Source organism: Exiguobacterium sp. HSB13 (assembly GCF_056764755.1).
In genome coordinates this window covers 55,743-77,899 of record NZ_JBUZOM010000003.1, presented here as the reverse complement: position 1 = coordinate 77,899, position 22,157 = coordinate 55,743, and the positions used below count along the sequence as shown (strand labels likewise).

Annotated in this window: 19 protein-coding genes and 1 other annotated feature; of the genes, 7 read left to right on the top strand and 12 right to left on the bottom strand. The window is 46.9% G+C overall.

Annotation, left to right across the window (positions count from 1 at the left end):
* Positions 1 to 151 precede the first annotated feature (151 nt).
* Positions 152 to 1,543: a TrkH family potassium uptake protein gene (locus tag ACZGCQ_RS13955; protein WP_035395598.1), complete on the top strand. Its 1,392-nt coding sequence runs from the start codon at positions 152 to 154 to the stop codon at positions 1,541 to 1,543.
* Between the two features lie 51 nt (positions 1,544 to 1,594).
* Here the strand turns inward: ACZGCQ_RS13955 and ACZGCQ_RS13950 are convergent, their stop codons facing one another.
* Entirely contained in the window at positions 1,595 to 2,644 is a 1,050-nt protein-coding gene (locus ACZGCQ_RS13950; RefSeq protein WP_481266625.1) for an SDR family oxidoreductase, read from the bottom strand.
* Between the two features lie 14 nt (positions 2,645 to 2,658).
* On the bottom strand, positions 2,659 to 4,794 hold the full coding sequence (locus tag ACZGCQ_RS13945; protein ID WP_481266624.1) for a PAS domain-containing sensor histidine kinase: 2,136 nt from the start codon (positions 4,792 to 4,794) through the stop codon (positions 2,659 to 2,661).
* Between the two features lie 304 nt (positions 4,795 to 5,098).
* Between ACZGCQ_RS13945 and ACZGCQ_RS13940 the strand changes: the two genes are divergently transcribed.
* Both ACZGCQ_RS13940 and ACZGCQ_RS13935 read left to right on the top strand, forming a co-directional pair.
* A complete protein-coding gene (locus ACZGCQ_RS13940; protein WP_230088865.1) occupies positions 5,099 to 5,485 on the top strand; it encodes a restriction endonuclease in 387 nt (128 codons plus the stop codon).
* Positions 5,486 to 5,656: 171 nt separating this feature from the next.
* The gene (locus ACZGCQ_RS13935) at positions 5,657 to 6,133 is read left to right on the top strand and encodes an LURP-one-related family protein (protein WP_481266623.1); all 477 of its coding nucleotides are present in this window, start codon (positions 5,657 to 5,659) and stop codon (positions 6,131 to 6,133) included.
* 45 nt (positions 6,134 to 6,178) lie between these two features.
* Here ACZGCQ_RS13935 and ACZGCQ_RS13930 read toward each other — a convergent pair whose 3' ends face one another.
* Positions 6,179 to 6,802 carry a DUF1836 domain-containing protein gene (locus tag ACZGCQ_RS13930; protein ID WP_023469690.1) on the bottom strand — a complete coding sequence of 208 codons (624 nt, stop codon included), beginning with the start codon at positions 6,800 to 6,802 and terminating at the stop codon, positions 6,179 to 6,181.
* 115 nt (positions 6,803 to 6,917) lie between these two features.
* Here ACZGCQ_RS13930 and ACZGCQ_RS13925 point away from each other — a divergent pair, with 115 nt between their 5' ends.
* Positions 6,918 to 7,565, top strand: coding sequence for a diacylglycerol/polyprenol kinase family protein (locus ACZGCQ_RS13925; protein WP_481266622.1), 648 nt, complete (start codon positions 6,918 to 6,920; stop codon positions 7,563 to 7,565).
* Positions 7,566 to 7,568: 3 nt separating this feature from the next.
* Here ACZGCQ_RS13925 and ACZGCQ_RS13920 read toward each other — a convergent pair whose 3' ends face one another.
* From ACZGCQ_RS13920 to ACZGCQ_RS13910, 3 genes are all read right to left on the bottom strand, one after another.
* Positions 7,569 to 8,429, bottom strand: a complete 861-nt coding sequence (locus ACZGCQ_RS13920) for a tetratricopeptide repeat protein (RefSeq protein ID WP_481266621.1) — start codon at positions 8,427 to 8,429, stop codon at positions 7,569 to 7,571.
* Positions 8,430 to 8,570: 141 nt separating this feature from the next.
* Complete coding sequence (ald, locus tag ACZGCQ_RS13915; RefSeq protein ID WP_029342897.1) at positions 8,571 to 9,695, bottom strand: alanine dehydrogenase; 1,125 nt, start codon at positions 9,693 to 9,695, stop codon at positions 8,571 to 8,573.
* 121 nt (positions 9,696 to 9,816) lie between these two features.
* Positions 9,817 to 11,034 (bottom strand): PucR family transcriptional regulator, encoded by a 1,218-nt coding sequence (locus ACZGCQ_RS13910; protein WP_035395605.1) that lies wholly within the window; start codon positions 11,032 to 11,034, stop codon positions 9,817 to 9,819.
* Positions 11,035 to 11,178: 144 nt separating this feature from the next.
* On the opposite strand from ACZGCQ_RS13910, the gene ACZGCQ_RS13905 reads away from it, so the two are divergent.
* Positions 11,179 to 12,555: an alanine/glycine:cation symporter family protein gene (locus ACZGCQ_RS13905; RefSeq protein ID WP_481266620.1), complete on the top strand. Its 1,377-nt coding sequence runs from the start codon at positions 11,179 to 11,181 to the stop codon at positions 12,553 to 12,555.
* A gap of 56 nt (positions 12,556 to 12,611) precedes the next feature.
* On the opposite strand, the gene ACZGCQ_RS13900 is transcribed toward ACZGCQ_RS13905, so the two are convergent.
* The 4 genes from ACZGCQ_RS13900 to ACZGCQ_RS13885 all read right to left on the bottom strand — a co-directional run bounded on the left by ACZGCQ_RS13900 (position 12,612) and on the right by ACZGCQ_RS13885 (position 16,377).
* Positions 12,612 to 13,469: a sulfite exporter TauE/SafE family protein gene (locus ACZGCQ_RS13900; protein WP_481266619.1), complete on the bottom strand. Its 858-nt coding sequence runs from the start codon at positions 13,467 to 13,469 to the stop codon at positions 12,612 to 12,614.
* A gap of 114 nt (positions 13,470 to 13,583) precedes the next feature.
* A complete protein-coding gene (locus ACZGCQ_RS13895; protein WP_214729068.1) occupies positions 13,584 to 15,140 on the bottom strand; it encodes a solute symporter family protein in 1,557 nt (518 codons plus the stop codon).
* On the bottom strand, positions 15,137 to 15,463 hold the full coding sequence (locus ACZGCQ_RS13890; RefSeq protein WP_023469682.1) for a DUF485 domain-containing protein: 327 nt from the start codon (positions 15,461 to 15,463) through the stop codon (positions 15,137 to 15,139). The genes ACZGCQ_RS13895 and ACZGCQ_RS13890 overlap by 4 nt, the downstream gene beginning before the upstream one ends.
* 266 nt (positions 15,464 to 15,729) lie before the next feature.
* A complete protein-coding gene (locus ACZGCQ_RS13885; protein WP_029342892.1) occupies positions 15,730 to 16,377 on the bottom strand; it encodes a TVP38/TMEM64 family protein in 648 nt (215 codons plus the stop codon).
* 238 nt (positions 16,378 to 16,615) lie between these two features.
* On the opposite strand from ACZGCQ_RS13885, the gene trhO reads away from it, so the two are divergent.
* Positions 16,616 to 17,530 (top strand): oxygen-dependent tRNA uridine(34) hydroxylase TrhO, encoded by a 915-nt coding sequence (gene trhO / locus ACZGCQ_RS13880; RefSeq protein WP_023469680.1) that lies wholly within the window; start codon positions 16,616 to 16,618, stop codon positions 17,528 to 17,530.
* A gap of 60 nt (positions 17,531 to 17,590) precedes the next feature.
* Here trhO and ACZGCQ_RS13875 read toward each other — a convergent pair whose 3' ends face one another.
* Both ACZGCQ_RS13875 and ACZGCQ_RS13870 read right to left on the bottom strand, forming a co-directional pair.
* Positions 17,591 to 18,373: an alpha/beta hydrolase gene (locus tag ACZGCQ_RS13875; protein ID WP_069940082.1), complete on the bottom strand. Its 783-nt coding sequence runs from the start codon at positions 18,371 to 18,373 to the stop codon at positions 17,591 to 17,593.
* 15 nt (positions 18,374 to 18,388) lie between these two features.
* Positions 18,389 to 20,065, bottom strand: a complete 1,677-nt coding sequence (locus ACZGCQ_RS13870) for a GGDEF domain-containing protein (RefSeq protein ID WP_481266618.1) — start codon at positions 20,063 to 20,065, stop codon at positions 18,389 to 18,391.
* A 129-nt stretch (positions 20,066 to 20,194) separates the two neighbouring features.
* Positions 20,195 to 20,413: a binding site (T-box leader), on the top strand.
* A gap of 60 nt (positions 20,414 to 20,473) precedes the next feature.
* On the opposite strand from ACZGCQ_RS13870, the gene argS reads away from it, so the two are divergent.
* Positions 20,474 to 22,156 carry an arginine--tRNA ligase gene (gene argS, locus ACZGCQ_RS13865; RefSeq protein WP_481266617.1) on the top strand — a complete coding sequence of 561 codons (1,683 nt, stop codon included), beginning with the start codon at positions 20,474 to 20,476 and terminating at the stop codon, positions 22,154 to 22,156.
* The last annotated feature ends 1 nt before the right edge of the window (position 22,157 follow it).

Sequence of the window (22,157 nt, the reverse complement as noted above, 5' to 3'; positions counted from 1 at the left end):
CAACCTCCTTTAATGATTACACGTCCACTTTTATCTAGTTTACCAAAAAAATACGAAAACGTTTAGTCGATTGCATATTTCGATAGAACTTCTTAATTCGAGGGAGTATGATAAAGACAATTCTGTCTGAAAACAATCTAGGGGGAGTAAGATGTTCTCGCATAAAAGACGTTCACGACTCGCACGCTTCGGGCGTTTAGGTGAATTGATGTATCATCAGCTGTTCGATAAACCGGCACGTTTTATCGCAACTGGCTTTACATTGACGATTTTACTGGGTGGTTTTTTATTGTGGCTTCCGATCTCGCAGCAAGAGGGGCAAGATGTATCATTCATCGATTGCCTATTCGTTGCGACATCGGCAGGAACCGTCACAGGACTGTCACCGATTAATATTGCCGAATCCTATAATTTACTCGGTCAAATCATCATGATGCTCTTAATTCAGGTCGGTGGACTTGGATTCATGACGATCGCGCTCGTCTTGCTCAGCGTCACGGGACGAAAAATCGGGATTCGTCAGCGGATCATTATCCAAGAGATGTTTAATCTCGATAGTCCGGGCGGAACGATTCGTCTCGTTCGTAATATCATCGTCACGACGGTCCTCGTTGAGATCGTCGGCATGTTTTTGATTGCGCTTGATTTGTTCATTCAATACAAATACAGCTTCGGAAAAGCACTCTATTACGGTTTGTTCCACGCCGTATCTGCCTTCAACAATGCAGGATTCGCACTATGGGGTGATAATCTAATCGGTTTCCAACAAGATACGACATTCATTCTGACGATTGCAGCGCTCTTGATGATTGGTGGTCTTGGTTTTACGGTCATCGCGGATATCGCTGGTAAACGAAACTTCAAGAAAATTTCGCTCCATTCTAAATTGATGGTGCTATCACTACTCGTCATCAATGGACTAGGTGTTTTAGCAATGATGCTCTACGAGTGGGTTTCGAACTTGGGTTCATTAAAAGATGAATCGTTCTTCAGTGCGCTCCATATCGTGTTCTTTCAAGTCGTCACGACACGAACGGCTGGTTTCCAGACGATCGATTTAACGACGATGGTGCCGCTCTCGATCGGTTTGATGATGGTTTTGATGTACATCGGGGCAGGTTCCGCATCAACAGGTTCCGGGATCAAGGTCACGACGGCAGCGGTCATCTTGAAGAATGTCTGGACGTATATACGCGGACAGCGTGAAACGGTTCTGATGCGACGGACTGTTCAGACGCAAGCGATTCAAAAGGCATATGCGATTGCTGTCTTCAGTTTACTGTTCATTGCTTTGATCACGACGTTCCTGGCGTTGACCCAGCCGAATATTTCCTTTATTGGTTTATTCTTTGAGACGGTCTCGGCATTTGGAACAGTTGGTCTTTCTTTGAACGTAACAGCTGAGCTCAATAGTTTTGGTAAGTTTTTGATCATGTTCATGATGTTACTCGGGCGTGTCGGCTCTTTAACGATTCTGTTCACGTTCGCGACGCAACGAGATCGGACGATTCGTTATCCAAAAGAGAATATGTTGATCGGATAACCGATAAAAAAGTCCAATCGACTTCCCTCGAGGAAGCACGATTGGACTTTTTTAGTGTGTTGCGTGTGTTTGGTAATACTGGACGAGTCGAGGCATCGTTTCTGCAAGGTCTGGACAAATAATACCAGTGTCCCGTAAATCACGTAAGGCATGTGTCGTGTCATATTGAACGGGATGAATGAAGTAGTCAAGTGTCTGCCGTTGCATCTGAAGTCGTTTCGCGACAGCTGGAGTCAATGCCGTGCTAACGAGTCGAAACGGAACGATTCCGCGCGGATAACGCCCATAATAGGCGACGTGTAACATCTCAAAAATCGCGCGTGCGCCATGTGGGAATGGATCCGTCAGATGATAGGTCTTATTTCTTCCGACCGGTGCATGACTGAGATAAGCGGTCGCTTCAATGACGTAATCATAGGGCACGAGATTGACGAGTGCGTTTGCTCGACCTGGGTACGGAAGAGGGGCGAAGGATTGCAGGAGACGCATCGCGTTCAGAACGAAATACACCCCATCCCACTTCGGTGTTTCGCCCGTTTCGGAATGACCGACGACGATCCCAGGACGGATGATTGTATAGGGAATCGTTCCGATTTCTTTACGGAAACGTACCTCTGCTAAATATTTCGTTTCTTCATAAGCATTTTTAAAGGCACTTGCTTGTAATTCATCTTCTAGAACCATTCCGGAACGAAGACCCGAGACATACGCTGTACTGAAGTAAATGTAGCGCTCTAAGGTCCGACACGTATGAGCAAACTGTGTCACGTTCGCGGTACCGATCACATTGATTCGAAAGGCGGGTTCATATGCTGTTGCTAAATCATATAGCGCCGCGAGATGAAAGATGTGTGTGACGTCTTGTTGCAACATCATCCGCGCCTCTGATGATAAAGCAAGCTGTTCGACCGTGATATCCCCCTCATGTAACACGAGTTGATCCGGTCGTAAGGATGTACGTTCTAGAAGATCCTGGCGTCGCTCAGCGGCCGTATTCCGCTCTGATGATAAGTGCAGTAAATGAAAACAAGCGATTTGATCCGGTACACGTGCCAATTGTTCGATCAGTTTGGTCGCTAAAAAACCAGGAAAACCCGTCATGAAGTAGGTCCGCATCAATTCCATTCCTTTCTTGGATCACGTTCGAGTACAACGGTGAACGTCGAACCATCATTGATTTCTGATTCAACGGAAATCGCCCCTCCGTGTGATTCGATGATTTCCTTACAGATGGCAAGTCCGAGTCCGGTTCCACCAATTTTCCGAATGTCTGAGTTATCGACCCGGTAAAATTTCGTAAAGAGCTTTTCAAAAGCATTTTGTGGAATCCCTAGACCACGGTCGGTTACGGAGAACGTCGCTTGTTCCGGATTTGCCAAGAGACGAACTTCAATATGATCCGCCTGTGGAGAGTACTTAATGGCGTTCGAAAGCAAGTTCAAGATCACCTGCTTGATTTTGTGCTCGTCCGCAAAAATCAGAACAGGATCCTCTGGTAGTTCTAGATCAATCCGATGCGTCTCGACGGTCTCGCCATAGGCATCAACGGTCGATGCGAGAAGATCGCGTAACGAGAACGACGTGAAGGTATACTCCTGTTTTCCACCTTCTAGACGCTGAATGTCTAAAAACTCATTTAATAGCGTCGTCAATCGTTTCGTCTCTTCGTGGACGATCTCAACATAACGTTCGATTCTATCAGCCGATTGTTTTTTATATCGTAGTAATTCCATATAACCAAGAATGGAGGACAGCGGCGTGCGCAACTCATGCGATACCGTACTGACGAGTTCATCCTTTACTTGATCCATCTTTGCTTCTTCTGTGCGGTCACGGAAAACAAATAGGAAGCCATGACGAGAAATGCGGCTCTTTTCCTTTTTGATCGCCGTCGCATAAAATTCGAAATAAAGTGGACTGGATTCATTTGGTCGCTGTAACGTAAAACGAAACGATAGTTCAGAATGTTTTCCGGCGAGTAGTTCCTCTACTTGTCGGAGCATCTCGAATCGAGTATTCAAATCGAGATTCGGAATCAGACTGATTCGTTCTTGAATCTTACTTGGTGCAATACCTGGGACATCGAGTAATTTGCGTGCTTTGACGTTCATGAAGATGAAACTCCCGTCTTCTTCTGTCAGTAGGAAACCTTCATTGGATGCCTGAAGAATCGATTGTGTGATATCACGCTGGCGCATGATGGCATTTTTTTCGCGTTCAAGCATTTTTTCAATCTTTTTTCGTTCGGTAATATCACGAACGACAGCGACACGCATCCGGATATTGTTATAGATGATTTCACGCGGGAAGACTTCGATTTCGACAGAAGTTCCGTCGGCACGTTGACCGAGGACTTCGTATGGTTCTTCTCGATGCTCCTCGATCCGTTGTAAGACACGCGCGTGATGATCCGGATGAATCAATTCAAGCGTCGTCTTGCCTTTCATTTTCTCGAGTTTCGTCCGGAAAATGACTTCTGCTGCGCGATTGGCATCGATGATGATTCCGTGGTCATGAAAGATGACGGCTTCAACGACGGATTCCGAGAAGAGTCGGAAGCGGCGTTCGCTTTTCGTTAGATGCCATTCGATTTGTTTTTGCGGCGTGATGTCCTGAATGAGCAGGAAGTACGTATCGTTTGGCAACCGTGTCATATAAAGGCGTCCATGGAATGTTGAACCATCCAAACGATGATAGGTCCATTCATTTTCGGCTTCCCGTCCATGCAGTAAAAAAAGTTGGGCGTCCGATAAGTCTTTTAAGTTCAATTGTTCGAGATGTTGACGGCGGGTAGCAATTTCCTTTGCATCATGTAGAATCGTCGCTTGGAGACCAATGATGTCTTCGGCATGCTCGAAACGGAATAAGGTGCTTGCCACCTCGTTGCAGGTTTGAATCCGAAACTCCGAGTCGGTGATGAATAGAGCAGTATCTAGCGTTGAATTGAATAAGTCCTCGATTTTCAGGGGAGCGACATGGACAAGAAAATAGTCCGTCGCTTCAATCGCTGTGACTGTTAATTGATGTGTCGTTGCAATGACGGCTTCCTTCTGTAATGGAAAGAAATCATCCGTGATGGGAAACAGTTCCTGAACGGTTTCGATATTCGGGGCGTTCATGAACTGGTGTTGAAAAGCATCATTATGAAATTGAATCTTTCCGTTTGCATCGACTAGAAGAACGGGGTCTTTCATAGCACGTATCGTCGCGTGAATGATTCGTAGCGATGAAGGGGATGAATGTTCTGCCATGAGCTACCTCCTGACTGGTCTTCGACCATGGATTTTAAGACAGTCTTTCCTCGTTAGTTTACTTCTGCAAGACGAGTCGTATTTCCTGTTGAAGGAAGCAACCGACCAAGAATTTTAGTATAGTGAAAAAAAAGGTCACGATACAGTAGAGGGGAAAAGCACGATGAAACGATTGAAACGAAAACGATTGTTACTAGCAGCTTTGTTTGCAATGATAGGAATTTTCGGAACTTATTTTTTTTCGAGTTCTTGGGAACCTTTAATCTTAATCATCAGTATAGTAGGGTGTATCCTTTTTCTTCTTTTGTCCATTTTAACGCCGTCGCTTGAAAAACGACTCGATCGAATGGAAGGACGAGAATTTGAAGAATGGCTTGCCGATTTATTTGAAACAGCTGGATATCGGGTCGAGTTGACACCTGCTTCACGCGACTTCGGAGCAGATTTGTTGATAGAGGATGAACGAGGGTATAAGATTGCCATCCAGGCAAAGCGATATAGTGCGGCTGTAGGGCTCGAAGCGGTTCAACAGGTCGCTGCCTCGGTTCCATTTTACGGGATGGATGAGGGATGGGTCGTTACGAATTCGACCTTTACGGAAGCCGCATATCAGCTAGCGGAACCAAATCAGGTTCGCCTCATTGATCGGGAAGAATTGCTCGCATTTGCAAAGGAGATGAACCTGCATTGAACATGTCGAATGATTGTCGACAAAAGGGGGTTGTCAATTTGGAGAAACGGTGCAATAATCATTTTCGTTAACGAAATATCATACAGATAAAGAAAGTTAAACTATACAGGATGTCTAAATAAACTGGGGACGAAAAACCAGCACGTTTTAGCAGTGAGAGGAGAATTTCTGTTGCGCAAAGTTGTCTATGTGCAGGGTTGCGTTTTTTCGCAAGGTCATGCCGCGATTTATGATGAAGCGCACCAAATGATTGGTGCGGTTCAACACGATGAGAATGGTCGTGTTCAAGTAATGAATGGTGAAGGTAGAGGGGTAGCGTTTGGTAAGTTCATTCCGACGTGTAAGAAATGGGTCGTGATGAACCATGATGGACAAGAGGTAGGTCAAATGCGTGAGAAGTTTTCGCTCTTCTCGAAGAAATGTGAGTACAATGTGTATGAGCGTGGTACGTTCACGATTTCCTTCGACCTGACAAAAGGAAAATTCTCCGTACGGAGTGCCGCTGGAGAAGTCGTTGCGGAATTGTTGCAAGACGGTGATGAGTACCGTCTCGTCAAGGATGCAGACAAACTCTCGATGTACGAACTACTCTCTGTCTTGAAAAGTCTGACGAACAGCGTCCACTATAAATCACTGACAGCCGTCTAAATAAAAAAAGATGCCTTCCATGACATGGATGGCATCTTTTTTTCATCATGTCGTTTGCAGAACATGATGGAGACGTTGTTTCGCTTCGTGCGTCAAATGCGATACACGACGGGCATAGAGACACAGTTGCAGGACGTGGACAGTTTCAGGGCGGTAAGCGTTAATACGCTCGAGCGAGCGTCTGAGACGCTTCTCCGTCAATTCGATTGGACCACTTGTCTCCGCGTGTTGCGTGTAGACGAGATAAAAATTAAGCGGACTGATTAAATCATCCTCATCGATATTCGGATTCTTGAAGACGATTGTCAGCAGTTCCCGTGTTTCTTCTAACGAGAAAAGGTGTTTTAAATCATCTAGCAGATAGATGATCGAAGCCTGATTGATCGAGTACTTCTTTCCGCGATGCGGTACGCCGATGATGTCCCGGACTTCACGTTTCGTCCAGTTCTGAATCGTCGTCGCTGACATATGTTCGCCGATCAGGGCATTTGCCAAATGAACGATTTCATTGATGGATAGGCCATTTTTTAATGGATCGAATTGCTTCAAGCGATTGATGACCTTCGGCAATTCTGTGCCTTCTGTTGCGACGAGGGGTTCGATTCCTTTTCCTTCGTTCAAGCGTTGCAGACAACTTGATAATGTTTGGACTGCTTGAGCATCATACATTTCCAAAACTTCCTCTCTAGGACGTCATTTGACCTTATGTTATCAAATGAAGGTTCAATAGGGCAAATGGCAACTGAAACAACGTACAATAATAGGAAAGAAAGGGGGAATGACGATGGAATGGATAGCTGCTCTTGGCACGATTGGAATCGTCGGGCTAGTTCTCGTCATCCTGGAAGTCATTGGACACCGTTTCGGCTTTTCTCCCGAGACGGTTCGGAAATGGATTCATATTGCAGTTGGTCACTGGGTGTTTCTTGCGCTGCTCTGGCTGGATCACTGGTACGTTGCGATTGTACCGTTATTATTCTTTGCAGTCGTTAATCTACTGATACTACGAAAAGGAATCGGTCAGATGCACGACGTCGATCGTCCTTCTTACGGAACGGTCTATTACCCACTCGCTCTAGCGGGACTCGTCCTGTTCTTCTTCGAACGACAGCCGATGGCGCTCGTTGCGGGAAGCATGGTGCTTGCTTGGGGCGACGGTCTCGCTGCTCTCGTCGGAAAACGCTATGGGAAGACGTTTTACGTCCGTGGTGAGACGAAACGATCCTTTGAAGGAAGTATCGCCCTGTTTTTGGCGTCATTCCTCGTTTTGACCGTGACGTTCTTATTTTATGGACAACCGGTTTGGCTCGCTGTCAGTTATGGCTTCTTGCTTGCGAACATCGCAGCCTTGATCGAAGCCATCTCATATCGCGATCTCGACAATTTGATCTTGCCTTGGACGATCGCGGCACTCGTCGCGTTTGCTTTTTAACGTTCAGTCGCGTAACAACAATTGTTTGAAATAGAGAAAGCGTAATCGAATATAGTCCGGGTACGCACGCCAACCTGCATGACGGATGGTCATATCCCGACACATATCCTGAAAGACATGGCGATAGATCTTTTCTTCGGAATCGTCATAAACAGCTGCGAACAAGCCATGTTCGAGCATGTTGGAAAGGCATTCATCGAGCTTAGCGTAGAGGGTCTCGTCGCTGTCTTCGCGCAATGTAGCATGCAACTTCTCATATTGAATGCTTTGATTGACAGAAGCTGTCGCATGAAAGACGGTGATTTTGTCGAGATGAGATACGCCAAGGATTAATGCATAGAGTGCTTCCAACGTGTCGATCGAATGACCGTCTAATTGTTGGATGGAATCAATGGCCATCAGCGTATCGATTCCAGATGCGCCAACCTTTTTTAAATATGTAAACGCATGAACAGCTGACTCCCCATAAAATTGACGATGATTGTAATGGACGGCAAGGAAACGATGTCCTGCTGGCTCTTCAGGGAACCGTGTGATGGCTGAAAGGAAAAACTGTTCTGCTTCGTGCATATATCCTTCATCTTCACTGATGATACCGAGGAGTATGTATCCGTGCACATGCTCACCGATTTGCTGATGTGTCTCCTCGATCAGCCGGCGCGCTTGAGTGTGTTCGTTCTTGAAGTAAAGGGAATGAGCTGTAGCAATGTTGAGCAATGGATGAGATGGGACAAGAACACGTAAGCGCTCGGTTGCGGCAATACGTACGCTCTCTTCTGTATCGGATGTCAGTGCTTCGAGTAACGCGACTTCAGCGACGTGGCTCTGAAGTTCATGAGAATGGGCGGTTATGGTTTGTGTCATGTAATGAGATCCCCTCTACTAGTTCAAAATCATAAGTCTTCGTTTCTCATCATATGACAAGCCGAGTGTTGCCTCAAGAAGCAATAAAAAATAGTCGATGGTTCCTCAAAAAGGAATCATCGACTATTTCTACTTTCAAGATTATGCGTGTAGATGAAGCACATCTTCAACGGATTTGTACGTGTATCCGAGATCGCGTGCGACCGCTTCGTACGTGACGAATCCTTGTGCGACATTTAATCCTTTTTCAAGAGCATCGTTTTCAGCAAGCGCACGGTGTGTGCCTTTGTTCGCGAGCTCAAGGACATACGGAAGCGTTGCGTTCGTCAATGCTAGTGTAGACGTACGTGGAACAGCACCTGGCATGTTCGCGACTGCGTAATGAACGACACCGAATTTTTCATATGTTGGGTCATCATGCGTCGAGATACGGTCGACCGTCTCGAAGATACCACCTTGGTCGATGGCAACGTCAACGATGACAGCGCCCGGCTTCATGCGTTTGACCATATCGGCAGTGACGAGTTTCGGTGCTTTTGCACCTGGAATCAAGACAGCACCGATGACGAGATCACTCTCAGCGACCGCTTCAGCAATCGTGTACGGGTTGGAGATCAATGTGTTGATCGAGTTACCGAAGATGTCATCGAGCTGACGAAGGCGTTCTGGGCTGACATCGATGATCGTGACATCCGCACCGAGACCAACTGCGAGTTTCGCAGCATTCGTTCCGACGACACCGCCGCCGATGACTGTGACTTTTCCACGACGAACCCCAGGAACACCTGCAAGCAGGATGCCCATACCACCGTGTGGTTTTTCCAAGAACTGTGCACCGATTTGTGATGCCATACGTCCTGCGACTTCACTCATTGGTGTTAACAATGGAAGTGTGCGGTTCTTTTCAACCGTCTCATAAGCGATTGCTGTGATGTTCGAATCAACGAGTGCACGTGTCAATTCTGGCTCAGCTGCTAGGTGAAGATACGTGAACAATGTTAGATCCGGACGGAAGTATTGGTACTCTGAAGCGATCGGCTCTTTAACTTTTAAAGCAAGTTCGGCTGTTGCCCAGACTTCAGCAGCAGTCGCGATGATTTCAGCACCTGCTTTGACGTACTCTTCGTTCGTGAAGCCACTCCCCATACCTGCCATTGATTCAATGATGACACGATGTCCTTGTGCATGTAACGCTGCTACCCCGGCAGGTGTTAATGCAACACGGTTTTCGTTGTTTTTGATTTCCTTTAATACTCCAATGATCATGTGAACGCGATCCCCTTTCGCAAATAAACAAATCAATTTCTCTTCATCTTCAGTATACGAGAAATGAAAGCGTTCCACTTTATCGGCGTTTTCAAAAATAACCGATATCCTTTGTGGAAAATCACAAAGGGTATCGGTCTGCTTTTAGATACAAATAAAGTAAAGAGCGTTCAGGTAAAGATTCCATTCGAATGCCCGCTTCCTCCTCGATTCGTCGCATCCGATAGAGGATCGTATTCGGATGGACATGGAGATGGGAAGCGACTTGTTTGACGTTCCCATCATAATGAAGGAACCATTCTAACGTCTCACATAAGGAGGAGGCATGTTTCACATCGTAAGCACGCAACCGTTCGATTTCTTCCAAGCGAACCGTCCGCCGTCGCAAACGTTCTGAGAAAATCGGTAAGAGCTGAAATAGGCCGAGGCGTTCGTAACGGGTCACGTTCTTCAACTCAAATGGAAAGGCGTCTTTCAAACGCAAGACGATGCCCGCTTCTTCATAGCGCTCGGGAATCGCTTGGACGCCGGTGAAGACTTCACTACTTGCTGCGACGAAGTCAGTATAATCGAACCGCTCCGCGAGTAATTGTCGAAACGACTGGATGAAGGCGTCGAACTGCAGACGTTCTTGTTCTGCGTCGCGGTCGTTTGTGCTGATCCACAAGATAAAATCCGTCTCGTCATATGCATAAAGTAACGGACGAACCGTCTGCTGAATCGTCAATAAATAGCGCAGGCGATCGGCGAGACGCGGTGTGATTGCCTCTGAAAAACGAATGACCGTCAAGCGACTGATGCCGGGTGGTGCGACATGGAGTTTAGAGAACATCTTCAGGATTTCCGACTCGGATAGTTCTTCATGTAATAACTCGAAGAAGAACTGTTCCGTCTGCTCTTCCTTCCGTTTTTTCTGCATGTCAATCGCCAGTAACTGACGTTGAGCAAGTAGAGCTCCTTTCTTTAAGTCCGCTAGTTCCGAAGGAGTAAACGGCGTGCTTCGGGCAATCGACCAAATATAGCCGAGAATTTCTGAATCTTGCTTGATCGCAATAGCGACACGGTCATTCAGTCCGACATCCGTGCGTGCAGAAATAATGAGTGGATCATCTTGTGTCGCAAGGCTCTGGATGACTTCATCTTTCCAGAGTTGGTCGATGACCGATTCCGGTACACGGCGACCAATGATCGTTGCGACACGGGCAGGGTCGGTATCAGCTGTATGTGTACTATACGCAAGAAGGCGGTGATTGCGATCTTCAATCGTAATCGGGGCATTCAAGGCAATACCGATCGCTTCCGCTAAGTCGTCTAAGGAATGATATGAAGCTTCTAACATGGGATTTCCCTTCTTTCTCTTTCACTCGATAGTTTTAGTATATCTTCTATTGTGTAAAATCACAAAAAGTATTCTTTTGTATTGTAAGAAAACACAACTACATGCTACGGTAAGCCTCGGAAAAGAGAGAGAGGATGAAATGGCATGGAAGTATTACGTCTGATATCGGCTTGGGTCTGGGGGATTCCGAGTATGGTGTTGTTGGTAGGAACAGGAGTGTACTTTACGATCCGCTTACGTGGTCTTCAGTTTCGGCGCTTAAAACAAGCGTTTCAATTATCTGTTCAAAAATCAGGGCAAGGTGAAGGTGAAATCAGTAGCTTTCAGATGTTGATGACGTCCCTCGCGGCGACGATCGGAAACGGAAACATCGCAGGGATCGCAGTCGCCTTGACGATGGGCGGACCGGGCGCAGTCTTTTGGATGTGGGTCATCGGTTTAATTGGAATGGCGACGAAATATGCAGAAAGCCTCCTTGCCATTCTCTTTAGAAGTCGAAACGAACGCGGCGAAGCCGTCAGTGGACCGATGTATTATATCGAAAAGGGACTAGGATCTAAATTTAAACTACTCGCCATCCTGTTTGCGGCATTTGGTTTGATCGCATCATTTGGTGTTGGGAATACGGTGCAAGCGAATGCGATGGCAACGGTGCTTGAGCAATCGTTCCACGTGCCGCTGCTAGTATTCGGCATTCTGCTCGCAATTGCGGTCTATGTATCGATTCGTGGTGGGCTCGAACGCGTCAGTGCGATCTCTACGATCTTTGTTCCGATCATGAGCTTACTCTATATCGGTGCTGCTTGTGTCCTTTTAGTATTGAAGGCGGATCAGATTCTACCAGCCTTTGGTTTGATCTTTGAGTATGCCTTCCAGCCGCTTGCGCCAGCGGGAGCCTTCACCGGTGTATCGATCATGATGGCGATGCAAGTCGGTGTAGCACGAGGGATTTTCACGAACGAAGCAGGACTCGGGACAGCAGCCTTGATTGCAGGATCTGCGAAAAGTGAACGTCCGGTCGAGCAAGGATTGATCTCGATGACGAGTACTTTCATCGTAACCTTGATCGTCTGTACGATGACGGCACTCGTCCTTCTGACGACAGGTTTTTGGGATCCATCAGGTGGACTACATTCAGGTATGATGCATGATGCGAATCTTTCCGGTGCCGCGCTTACGGCAACCGCCTTTGCGAGTGTTCTTGGATCATTTGGAGAATGGACGGTCGCTTTCTCCGTTTTCTTCTTCGGTTATTCAACGATCATTGGTTGGTATGTCTATGGAGAGAAATGCTTGGAGTACTTGAGCGGTACGACACGCTTCAACGAAGGATACCGCGTGTTCTTTGCGCTCGCAGCCTGTTATGGTGCAGTCGCGCAATTAGAACCGTTGTGGTTGGTCGCAGATATTGCGAATGGACTGATGATGATTCCGAACTTGATCGGAATGTTGTTCTTGTCACACTTAGTCATTGAACAAACGAGAGACTATGAACGAGCCGGTCACAAACGAGTGGCTTAACGGAAAAAAGCGGTGATGCCTGATAGGGGGCATCACCGCTTTTCTGATGAGACGATTCATCCATTCGTTCGACGACGGCTGTAGATGAGGAGTGTCAGTAAGAAAATCAAACTAAGCGCAACGAGAACGGAGAGTGAAGCGACGTTCCAGCCGATGACTTCGAGGAAGACACTGACCGCAACCGTCAAATAGAAGATCCCGAGGTACTTTTTGACGAACGGACTTTCGAAATGCGTCAACTGCTTCGCGCCAATCGGTGCTCCGAGCAAGGCACCGACAATCAGCATGATCCCAACGAGAATATCGATATTCGTACTCGCGACCGTATAGTTGACGAGTCCCGATAGGACAATCAGTAACGCGGAAGCAATACTCGTTCCGACCGCACGTTTCAACTCATAGCCAACGATTCCGACGAGTAACGGTGTGATGATGAATCCACCGCTGACACCGAGGAGCGAAGAGATAAATCCAGCGAACAGACCAGTGAAGGCAAGAGCGAGATAGCGATTTTTCCAACCCGTCTGTTCACCGGTCGTCGATTTTGGACGTAAGAACTTATTCGCGAAGTAGAGTAAGAGTCCGATATAAACGATCGAGATCACGAGATGGGCACCGTTGACTTCCTCTAAGCGAAGGACGAGTGGTGTCGCAATTGTCGAACCGATGATTCCAACGCCCCCGACGACAAGACTATCGCGCCAGACGACATTTTTAAGACGTAAGTGAGAGATCGTACCTGAAACCGTTGATCCAAGAGTCAACATGAGACTGGTCGCGATCGCAACGCTTGGAGCATATCCTAAAATGAGTAGTAGGGGCGTCAAGATGATACCGCCACCGATTCCGAAAAAGCCGGAGATGATTCCAATGAAAAATCCGAGAATTAAGAAATAATAAAAAGCGAGATCCATGTACAGTCTTCCTTTCCTTTTCTTCTCTATTATCCACTTAGTATGGCAATGAATGAGAAGAATGTAAAAGGGGACGGCTCCTTCAAGGGGGTTGAAGGAGCCGTTAAGGGGAACTTATTCTTTTGACGCGGCGACTTCCGTGGCTGCATCGATACCGGTATTGGCCTTGACTAAGATACGCTCGAAGTTACCGGCAACTTCGTTCGATTTCGTCAACAATGTCCCGACGATGGCTCCGAGGAAGCCAAGTGGGATAGAGACGATTCCTGGATTCGTCAGCGGGAAGAGGGCTTCCCCGACGAACAAGGCTGAACCGTCGACTGCCCAAAGATTTGGACTGAGTGCGACGAGAATCAGTGAAGAGAATAACCCGACGACCATACCTGTGACAGCTCCGCCAGTATTGAAACGGCGCCAGAAGATCGTCAAGAGAATGACTGGCAAGTTGGCACTTGCCGCGACAGCAAAGGCAAGCGAAACGAGGAACGCGACGTTCATCGTTTGTGCGAACAATGCCAGTACCATCGAAATCAAGGCGACGGCGATGGAAGCGAGTCGTGCTGCCGTCATCTGTTCTTTTTCCGTTGCTTGTCCTTTACGTAAAATATGACTATAGAAATCATGGGCAAAGGCGGATGCTGCGGATAAGACGAGTCCCGCCACAACGGCGAGGATCGTCGCAAAGGCGACTGCAGCGACGAACGCGAAGAGTAAATCACCACCGAGTGCTTGAGCGAGAAGTGGTGCCGCCATGTTACCAGCAGCATTGGCAGCAATGATATCTTCAGAACCGACGAAAGCAGCGGCACCAAAGCCGAGGAAGATCGTCAAGATATAAAAGGCACCGATGATCCACGTCGCATATACGACGGATTTACGAGCAGTTGGAGCATCCTTAACAGTAAAGAAACGAATCAAGATATGTGGTAATCCAGCCGTTCCGAGAACGAGTGCGAGATTCAATGAAATCGTATCGAGCGGTAATTTGAACTTGTTTCCGGGATTCAAGAATGAATCACCGAGCGGTGTCGCTTGTTTGACTTCTGAAAACATCTTGAAGATCGAAAAATCGAACTTGGCGAATACCATGAACGAAATGACAGCTGTTCCTGCCATCAAGAGAATCGCTTTGATGATTTGGACCCATGAGGTCGCTGTCATACCACCGAAGACAACGTAGACTGTCATCAAGATACCGACGATGATGACACTCGTCGTGTAAGGAATTCCTAATAACAGTTCAATCAAGGCACCCGCACCGACGAGTTGTGCAATCATATAGAAAATCGAGATCGCGATTGAGTTCATGGCAGCGACTCCGCGAACTTTTGAAGCATTGAACCGAGCGGCAATCATATCTGCCATCGTGTATTTCCCAAGGTTCCGAAGTGGTTCGGCAACGAGGTACAAGACAACCAGATAGGCAACGAGGAAACCGATCGAGTAGAAGAATCCGTCAAATCCGGCCAAAGCGATCATCCCAGCAATTCCGAGGAACGAGGCAGCGGACATATAGTCGCCGGCAATCGCCATCCCGTTTTGTGCACCCGTGAGTCCGCCATCCGCTGTATAAAAGTCGTTAGCAGTTTTTGTTTTACGAGCAGCAAAGTATGTAATGACGAGCGTCAAACCGACGATCGCCGCAAATAAAGCAACGGCAGTATAATTCATTTCGACTCCTCCTTGATCTGTTCGACAAGTCGATCAAAGGCACGTGCTTTTTTGCTGTACATCATGCAGAACGTCCACGTCATGATGAACTGAGCAAAAGCGAAGATCCAAGCACCTGTAATATCACCGAACACCGGCTGATTTAAAATCGTGAAGTAGCTTGTTAAAATCGGAAGCGTAAAATAAAAAATAAGACAGAAACTGATGGCTGGAAGAATGAAGCCATTCTTTTGACGCATCAATTGTTGAAAGGTAGCGCTCTCGACGATTGCTGGAGCGGATTGAGTCGCTTCATTTTTTTGAACTTCGGACACTTGATGCATGAGGACGCCTCCTTTAAGGAATGAATGTAAATTCATTATAAGGATGTCGTTTCTGGAAAAGCTATCCTAATTTTTAAGAAGAAAAGCTCATTATTATATTAATATTGGTCATACCAATTTAATGTAAGCGTTTGCAATATTGAACATTGTTTGAACGTTATTTTTATATATTATTTATGTCGGAAAATGATTCAAAAGACCTAGTACGACAAAAAACGAAATTAACTCAAAAAAAGCCTGTCTATGAAATCATAGACAGGCTTGAGTCATTTTTCAGTTGGACGTTCGATTTTGTCTTCGATTTCCCGTAAATGATCCGCGCGTTTTGAAAGGGCGCGACGCTTTAACCACTCTTCCGTTCCGCGACTGACTCCCCAAATGGCGAGTAAAATCAAAAATAGAAGAACGAGACGCATCGGACGCTCAAGGAACGTCGACCATTCTTTTCCGATCAGCGAGAAGATGATGACGACGATTAAACGACCGGCACCAGCAGCGATCAAATACGTCCGCAACGATAGTTGAATCATGGCGGAAATGGACGTGATGATGAACGCAGGCATGAACGGAAGCGAGAAAAAGAATCCGAGTGAGATGGGACTCATGTGACGAACACGTTCGATCCACTGTTGCGCGGCATGGTGTTTTTCAAGCCAACGCGTGACCGGACGACGAAATAGATATCGAATACAAGCGAAGACGACGAGTGATCCAAGCATGCTCCCGACCCATGATACGAGAACACCCATACCAAAACCATAGGTTGCCGCATTCGCGGAAATGATCAGGACGAGTGGCAGGAAAGGAAATAGAGACTCAAGAAACGGGGCAATCAAACCGGTGGCAGCTCCTCCAGGTAAGTCTTGGAGAAAGAAAATCATCTGCTCGATCCAGTCACGAAGTGTATGGAGCATTCGGAATCCTCCTTGCGAGATGTACTACTGTGTTTTATTTTACCTCTTTCTGATTCAGAAAGGGAATGAAATTCCTTGAAAGGGATTCAGGAATTGTAGATTGTACATTCGAAAGGGAGTTGGTATTATACTTAAATGGGTGCGTTTTGCAGGCGTTCCCAGCTAGTCAATAGCTAGACGCTTCGTTTGCCAACGTTCGTTTTACTGCAAAAAACTGACATGGGGGCTAATGAGGAATATGAAACCTTATCGCGTACTATTATTTTATAAGTATGTTCCGATCGAAAATGCGGAACAGCTAACGAAAGAGCATCTTGCTTACTGTAAAGAGCTCGGTATTAAAGGTCGGATTTTGATCGCACCAGAAGGAATCAACGGCACACTCTCTGGAACGGTCGAACAAACGGAACAATACATGAAGGACTTGACGGCGGATCCACGATTCGCTGACATCGAATTCAAAATCGATGAAGTCGAAGAGCACGCCTTCAAAAAGACGTTCGTCCGTTACAAAAAAGAACTCGTCACATGGCGTTTTGAGGATGAATTCAACGTACCAGAAGAACACGCTGCGTATCTTGAACCAGCAGAGTGGAAAGAAATGATGAAACAAGATGATGTCGTCATTCTCGATGTACGAAACAACTATGAATACGACCTCGGACACTTCAAGAATGCTGTAAAAGTCGATGTCGATGCTTCACGGGAATTCCCGGAGTGGCTTGACGAGAACGAGCATTTATTTGAAGGAAAAAAGGTTCTCACATATTGTACGGGTGGCGTTCGTTGTGAAAAATTCACGGCGTACTTCCGTAAACGGCAACAGAGTGATGATATCTTCCACCTAAAAGGCGGAGTCGTCATGTACGGAAAAGATGAACAGACGCAAGGAGAAGACTGGGAAGGCGAACTATACGTCTTTGATGAGCGTGTACAAGTTCCTGTAAATGCCGTCAATCCTTCTGTCGTCTCAGAATGTTACTACTGTGGAAAACCGGAGACGCGTTACGTTAATTGTGCAAACCCGGAATGTAATCGACAGCACTTCTGCTGTGAAGAATGCGAACCAAAAGTCATGCGTTCGTGTTCCGATGAATGCCGGGAGCATCCGCGCAACCGTTATGAAAAAGAGCAACAAGAAGAATTAGTATAAGACAAGACTAAGAGTCGGATGATTTCTACTTAAAGAAATCACCCGACTCTTTTTGTGTACTCAAGAGGAAGGAAATAAGTAACGCAAAATATCCGGTAAACGTTTCGCCCAGGCGGTTTCATGATGAATCGCTTCCGGGATGATCGTATAGCGACTTTGAGTAAGTTTCTGTTCGACCGCTCGTGCTAAGACATCATTCGTGTGTAAATAATCTGTCTCGGTCATCGGACCGCTCACTTCTTTAGTACCAACATCCATATAACAGCGATGAGCGGCAGACAGAGACGGACTACGCTCGATGAATTCAAGGAGTGAAGAAAAGTTTGCCCATCCAGCAGTCGACAAAGCAGCGACACGCGTGATGACTTCCGGATATGCGAATAAACCATAGAGCGAGATGACGCCACCCATCGAGCTACCGATCATCGTCGTATCATCAGGACGTGTCGCGTAGTTGGCGTCAATATATGGTTTTAACTCGCGGATAATCCAGTCCATGTAGACCTTACCGTTTCCCCCGATTGACGTCCGGTGCGAGGGATAGGCAGTCCGCATCAGTAAAGCTTCGTCACTCCAGGGGGCGTAGTCATCGTAACGATCCATGCCGTCTTCTGGACTGTCAATCGCAACGACCATTGCCGGAATTTGTGTCTGTTGTAGTGCAAGATGAATCTCCCAGCCTTTTCCGAACGAGGCGGTTTCTCCACTAAAGACATTTTGTCCATCGTGCATATAAATCACCGGTAAGGCTTCGTTCGGATCTAAATGGGGCGGACGATGAATCCGAATCGTCCGGTGGGCTTGTGATGTCGGAAGCGTCATTTCAATTTCTGTAATCGACAATAGAGTCACGACCTTTCAAAGGTTTGCATAATGCGCGGTACAGTTACGTCCGTTGTGTTTTCCGCCGACATAGAGTGCATGGTCGGCTTGACGTAACGACTCTTCGAACGTCCGTTGATATCTTTCTTCCACTGTATCAATTCCGAGGCTGACGGTTAAGGACAGTCGGTGACCATCGACGAGGAAGGGACGATCCATGACCGCATGGCGGACCGTCTCGGCAATCTGGATGGCAGCCTCTTGACTACCATTTCGTAAGAGAAGTACGAATTCCTCCCCGCCATAACGAGCAGCAAAGACCTCATCATGTTGCAATTGGATCGCTTGGATACGTCGACCGAGTTCACGAAGGACAAGATCGCCTACTTTATGACCGTACGTATCGTTGACGCGTTTAAAATGATCAATATCAAACAGGATCACGGAGAGCGGATAGCAGTCAGCAGCAAACTCCTGCCGACCGTGTTCGTAGAAGGCACGACTATTCGGTAATTCCGTTAAGGCATCGGTCCGACTTTCCGTGTAGAGTTGAACCGTTTCACGAGAGCGCTCTAAGACACGACAAAAGATACGGAGCAGACGAGATAACTCATCGGCATTCGTCGCATCATAGGCATCTGCGACTTGATGGAACAGGATGATCGAGACATCGACCTCTCCGCTCGTAATCGAAGGAATCGCCAGCATCGAGTGACGATCGACAGGCAATCCGATTTGAATATCGTTGCCCCAGTCGCACCGAAGACCATAGATGATCGGGGTATGCAAATCGTCGGCTGTCAAGGAATGAAACAGTGGTAATACATCAATCGGTTGTTTCGTCCGGATGTTATAGATGACTTGTTTTCGCTGTTGTTGGATTGAGATCCAACCTTCAGAAAACGGTAGCAGATGCGGTAAATCAAGGAGTAACGAATCAATCGTCTCGCGTTCGAAGCGGGAAATCAACAAGTGTTCCTTCGCATCATCAAATCGCTTAGCATTATCGTTTGCTTCAAGGGAGTCGCCACGCTCTTGCAACAGACGTTTGAACAAAAAGAGAATCAAGGCGGAAACTGTAGCCGCGACGAGCGGACTTTCATCGTAGAACCAGATTCCAAGTAGAGCACTTAACATGCTGATTCCGTAGACGAGGGACTGAAGCTTTACGAGACGTTGCCAATCGTATTTCAAGAAGAGGAAGCGATTGACGAATAGACATTGGAAATAAGAGACAAGGAAAACGGTGATTAAAAAGCCGGTGAAAGGGAGCAAGGCTTTCGTATACGTAAAGTTTGAGCCGATCGGACCACCGAGCGCATAATACGCAAAGGCGGGAAGCGAGATGTAGACTAAATCGAACAAGGCGTTGATCGGGTAGAGGTAGACGAAACGTTTCCAGCGAATCGCTTTTCGGTGAGACATGAATTGAAAGACGAGAATACCGATTTGGCTTAAAATCAAGGCGTACGTTAAACCGTAATTGAGGAATAAAAATAAGATGATTCCTTCTTGGAATGTATAGTAAATGCCACCACGACGGACATTATCGAACTGAAACAGGAGAACGAGTCCGAATAAATAAAGAGTGTTGATGATGGAGACAGAAGGATGGAAGGTTGGTGGATGAACGATGCCGATCACTAATAACGTCAAGGCGACGAGACCGAAGACGATCCAGCTTGTCCGGGCTACATGTTGGTAGTAGCGCATGAAACATCCCTCCCCCTGAGAAGTATCTTTTATTCCTATACCCGAATTGTGGAAATTTTGATAAGCCATTTACCAAAAAAATAAGGTTGAGAGAAAAGAAAGAATTGCGTATAATGTGAAAGATATCGAATACAGTCGATGATGAAGAGAGTAACGGTTGATTTTCGTCAACTAGCGAATCAGGGAATGGTGGAAGCCTGAGGACGAACCGATCGTGAAACGCACTTCTGAGACGCTGCCCGATTCCTGATGGAAGAGGCGTAGCCGGGGGAACCCCGTTATCCCCGAACAAGGTGGGTGTCAAAATGACACCAAGAAGAGTGGTACCGCGGTCATTCCGTCTCTTTGCGCGTGGCGCAAGGGGCGTTTTTTATTGCCAAAAAATCAGTAAAGCAGGAGGAAATAAAGATGAGTTATAAAGCGCAGTATGCAGAAGTATTACATCAAGTCATGGAAGGTGCCTTATCGGTTGAACAAATCGAACAACTGATCGAGCAACCAAAACACGAAGATCATGGTGATCTTGCTTTCCCATGTTTCATGCTCGCAAAAGCATTCCGTAAAGCACCGAACATGATTGCTTCGGAGCTCGCAGAAAAAATTGACGCGCCGTTGTTCTCGAACGTTCAAGCTGTTGGTCCTTACATCAACGTCTTCTTGAATCGGGAAGTCGTCTCGCAAGAAATCGTCAACCAAGTTCTGACCGAGCAAGAGGCGTTCGGATCAAGTGAAGCGAATGGAAAAACGATCGTCACTGATTTTTCATCACCAAACATCGCGAAACCATTCTCGATGGGGCACTTGCGTTCGACGGTCATCGGGAACGCGCTCAACCAAATCTCACGTAAAAAAGGGTATGACGTCGTCGGTGTCAACCACTTAGGGGACTGGGGAACACAGTTCGGGAAATTGATGGTGGCTTACACGATGTGGGGTGAGGAAGAAGCGGTCCGTACAGAACCAATCAAGGAATTGTTGAAATTATACGTCCGGTTCCACGAAGAAGCGGAAACAAATCCATCACTCGAGGACGAAGGACGTCTCTGGTTCAAAAAACTCGAACAAGGTGATGAGCAGGCGACGACGCTTTGGACATGGTTCCGTGAAGTCTCACTCGTCGAATTCAACCGTGTCTATGAGATGCTCGGTGTCAAATTCGATAGCTTAAACGGAGAAGCCTTCTACAACGATAAGATGCAGCACGTCATTGATTTGCTCGAAGAAAAAGATCTCCTCGTCGAATCAGAAGGGGCGATGGTCGTCGACCTCGAAGCAGAAGGTATGCCGCCTGCCTTGATTAAAAAGAAAGATGGCGCAACGCTCTATGCGACACGTGACTTAGCGGCTGCTGTCTACCGTCTTGAAACATATCGTTTTGAGCAAGCGTTCTACGTCGTCGGTGGTGAACAAGCACTTCACTTCAAGCAATTGTTCGCAGTCTTGAAGAAGCTTGGATTTGAGAACGTCGACGGTATGCACCATGTACCATTCGGTCTGATCATGAAGGACGGAAAGAAAATGTCGACGCGTAAAGGTCGGATCGTCTTACTTGAAGAAGTACTACAAGAAGCGATCGACGTCGCGAAGAACAACATCGCGGAAAAAAATCCGAACTTAGCGAATGCCGAAGCAACGGCTCGTCAAGTTGGTGTCGGCGCCGTCATCTTCCACGACTTGAAAAACGAACGGATGAATAACATCGAGTTCGATCTTGAGCAGATGTTGAAATTCGAAGGTGAAACAGGACCGTATGTCCAGTATACGAATGCCCGAGCGCACTCGTTGCTCCGTAAAGGTGGCTATGATGGCACACCATTCGCTGGTAGCGCCGATGATCATGCATGGGGTGTCGTGTCGATGCTGAACCAATTCTCGACAGTCATCGATCGCGCGTTCACACGTCGTGAGCCGTCAATCATCAGCCGTTACGTCTTAGATCTTGCACAAAGCTTCAATAAATACTACGGACACGTCCGTGTTCTCGAAGATGACGCAGCAAAACAATCGCGTCTTGCACTCGTCAAGTCCGTCACGATCGTCTTGACAGAGGGTCTTCGTTTACTTGGTGTCGGCGCTCCAGAAGAAATGTAAG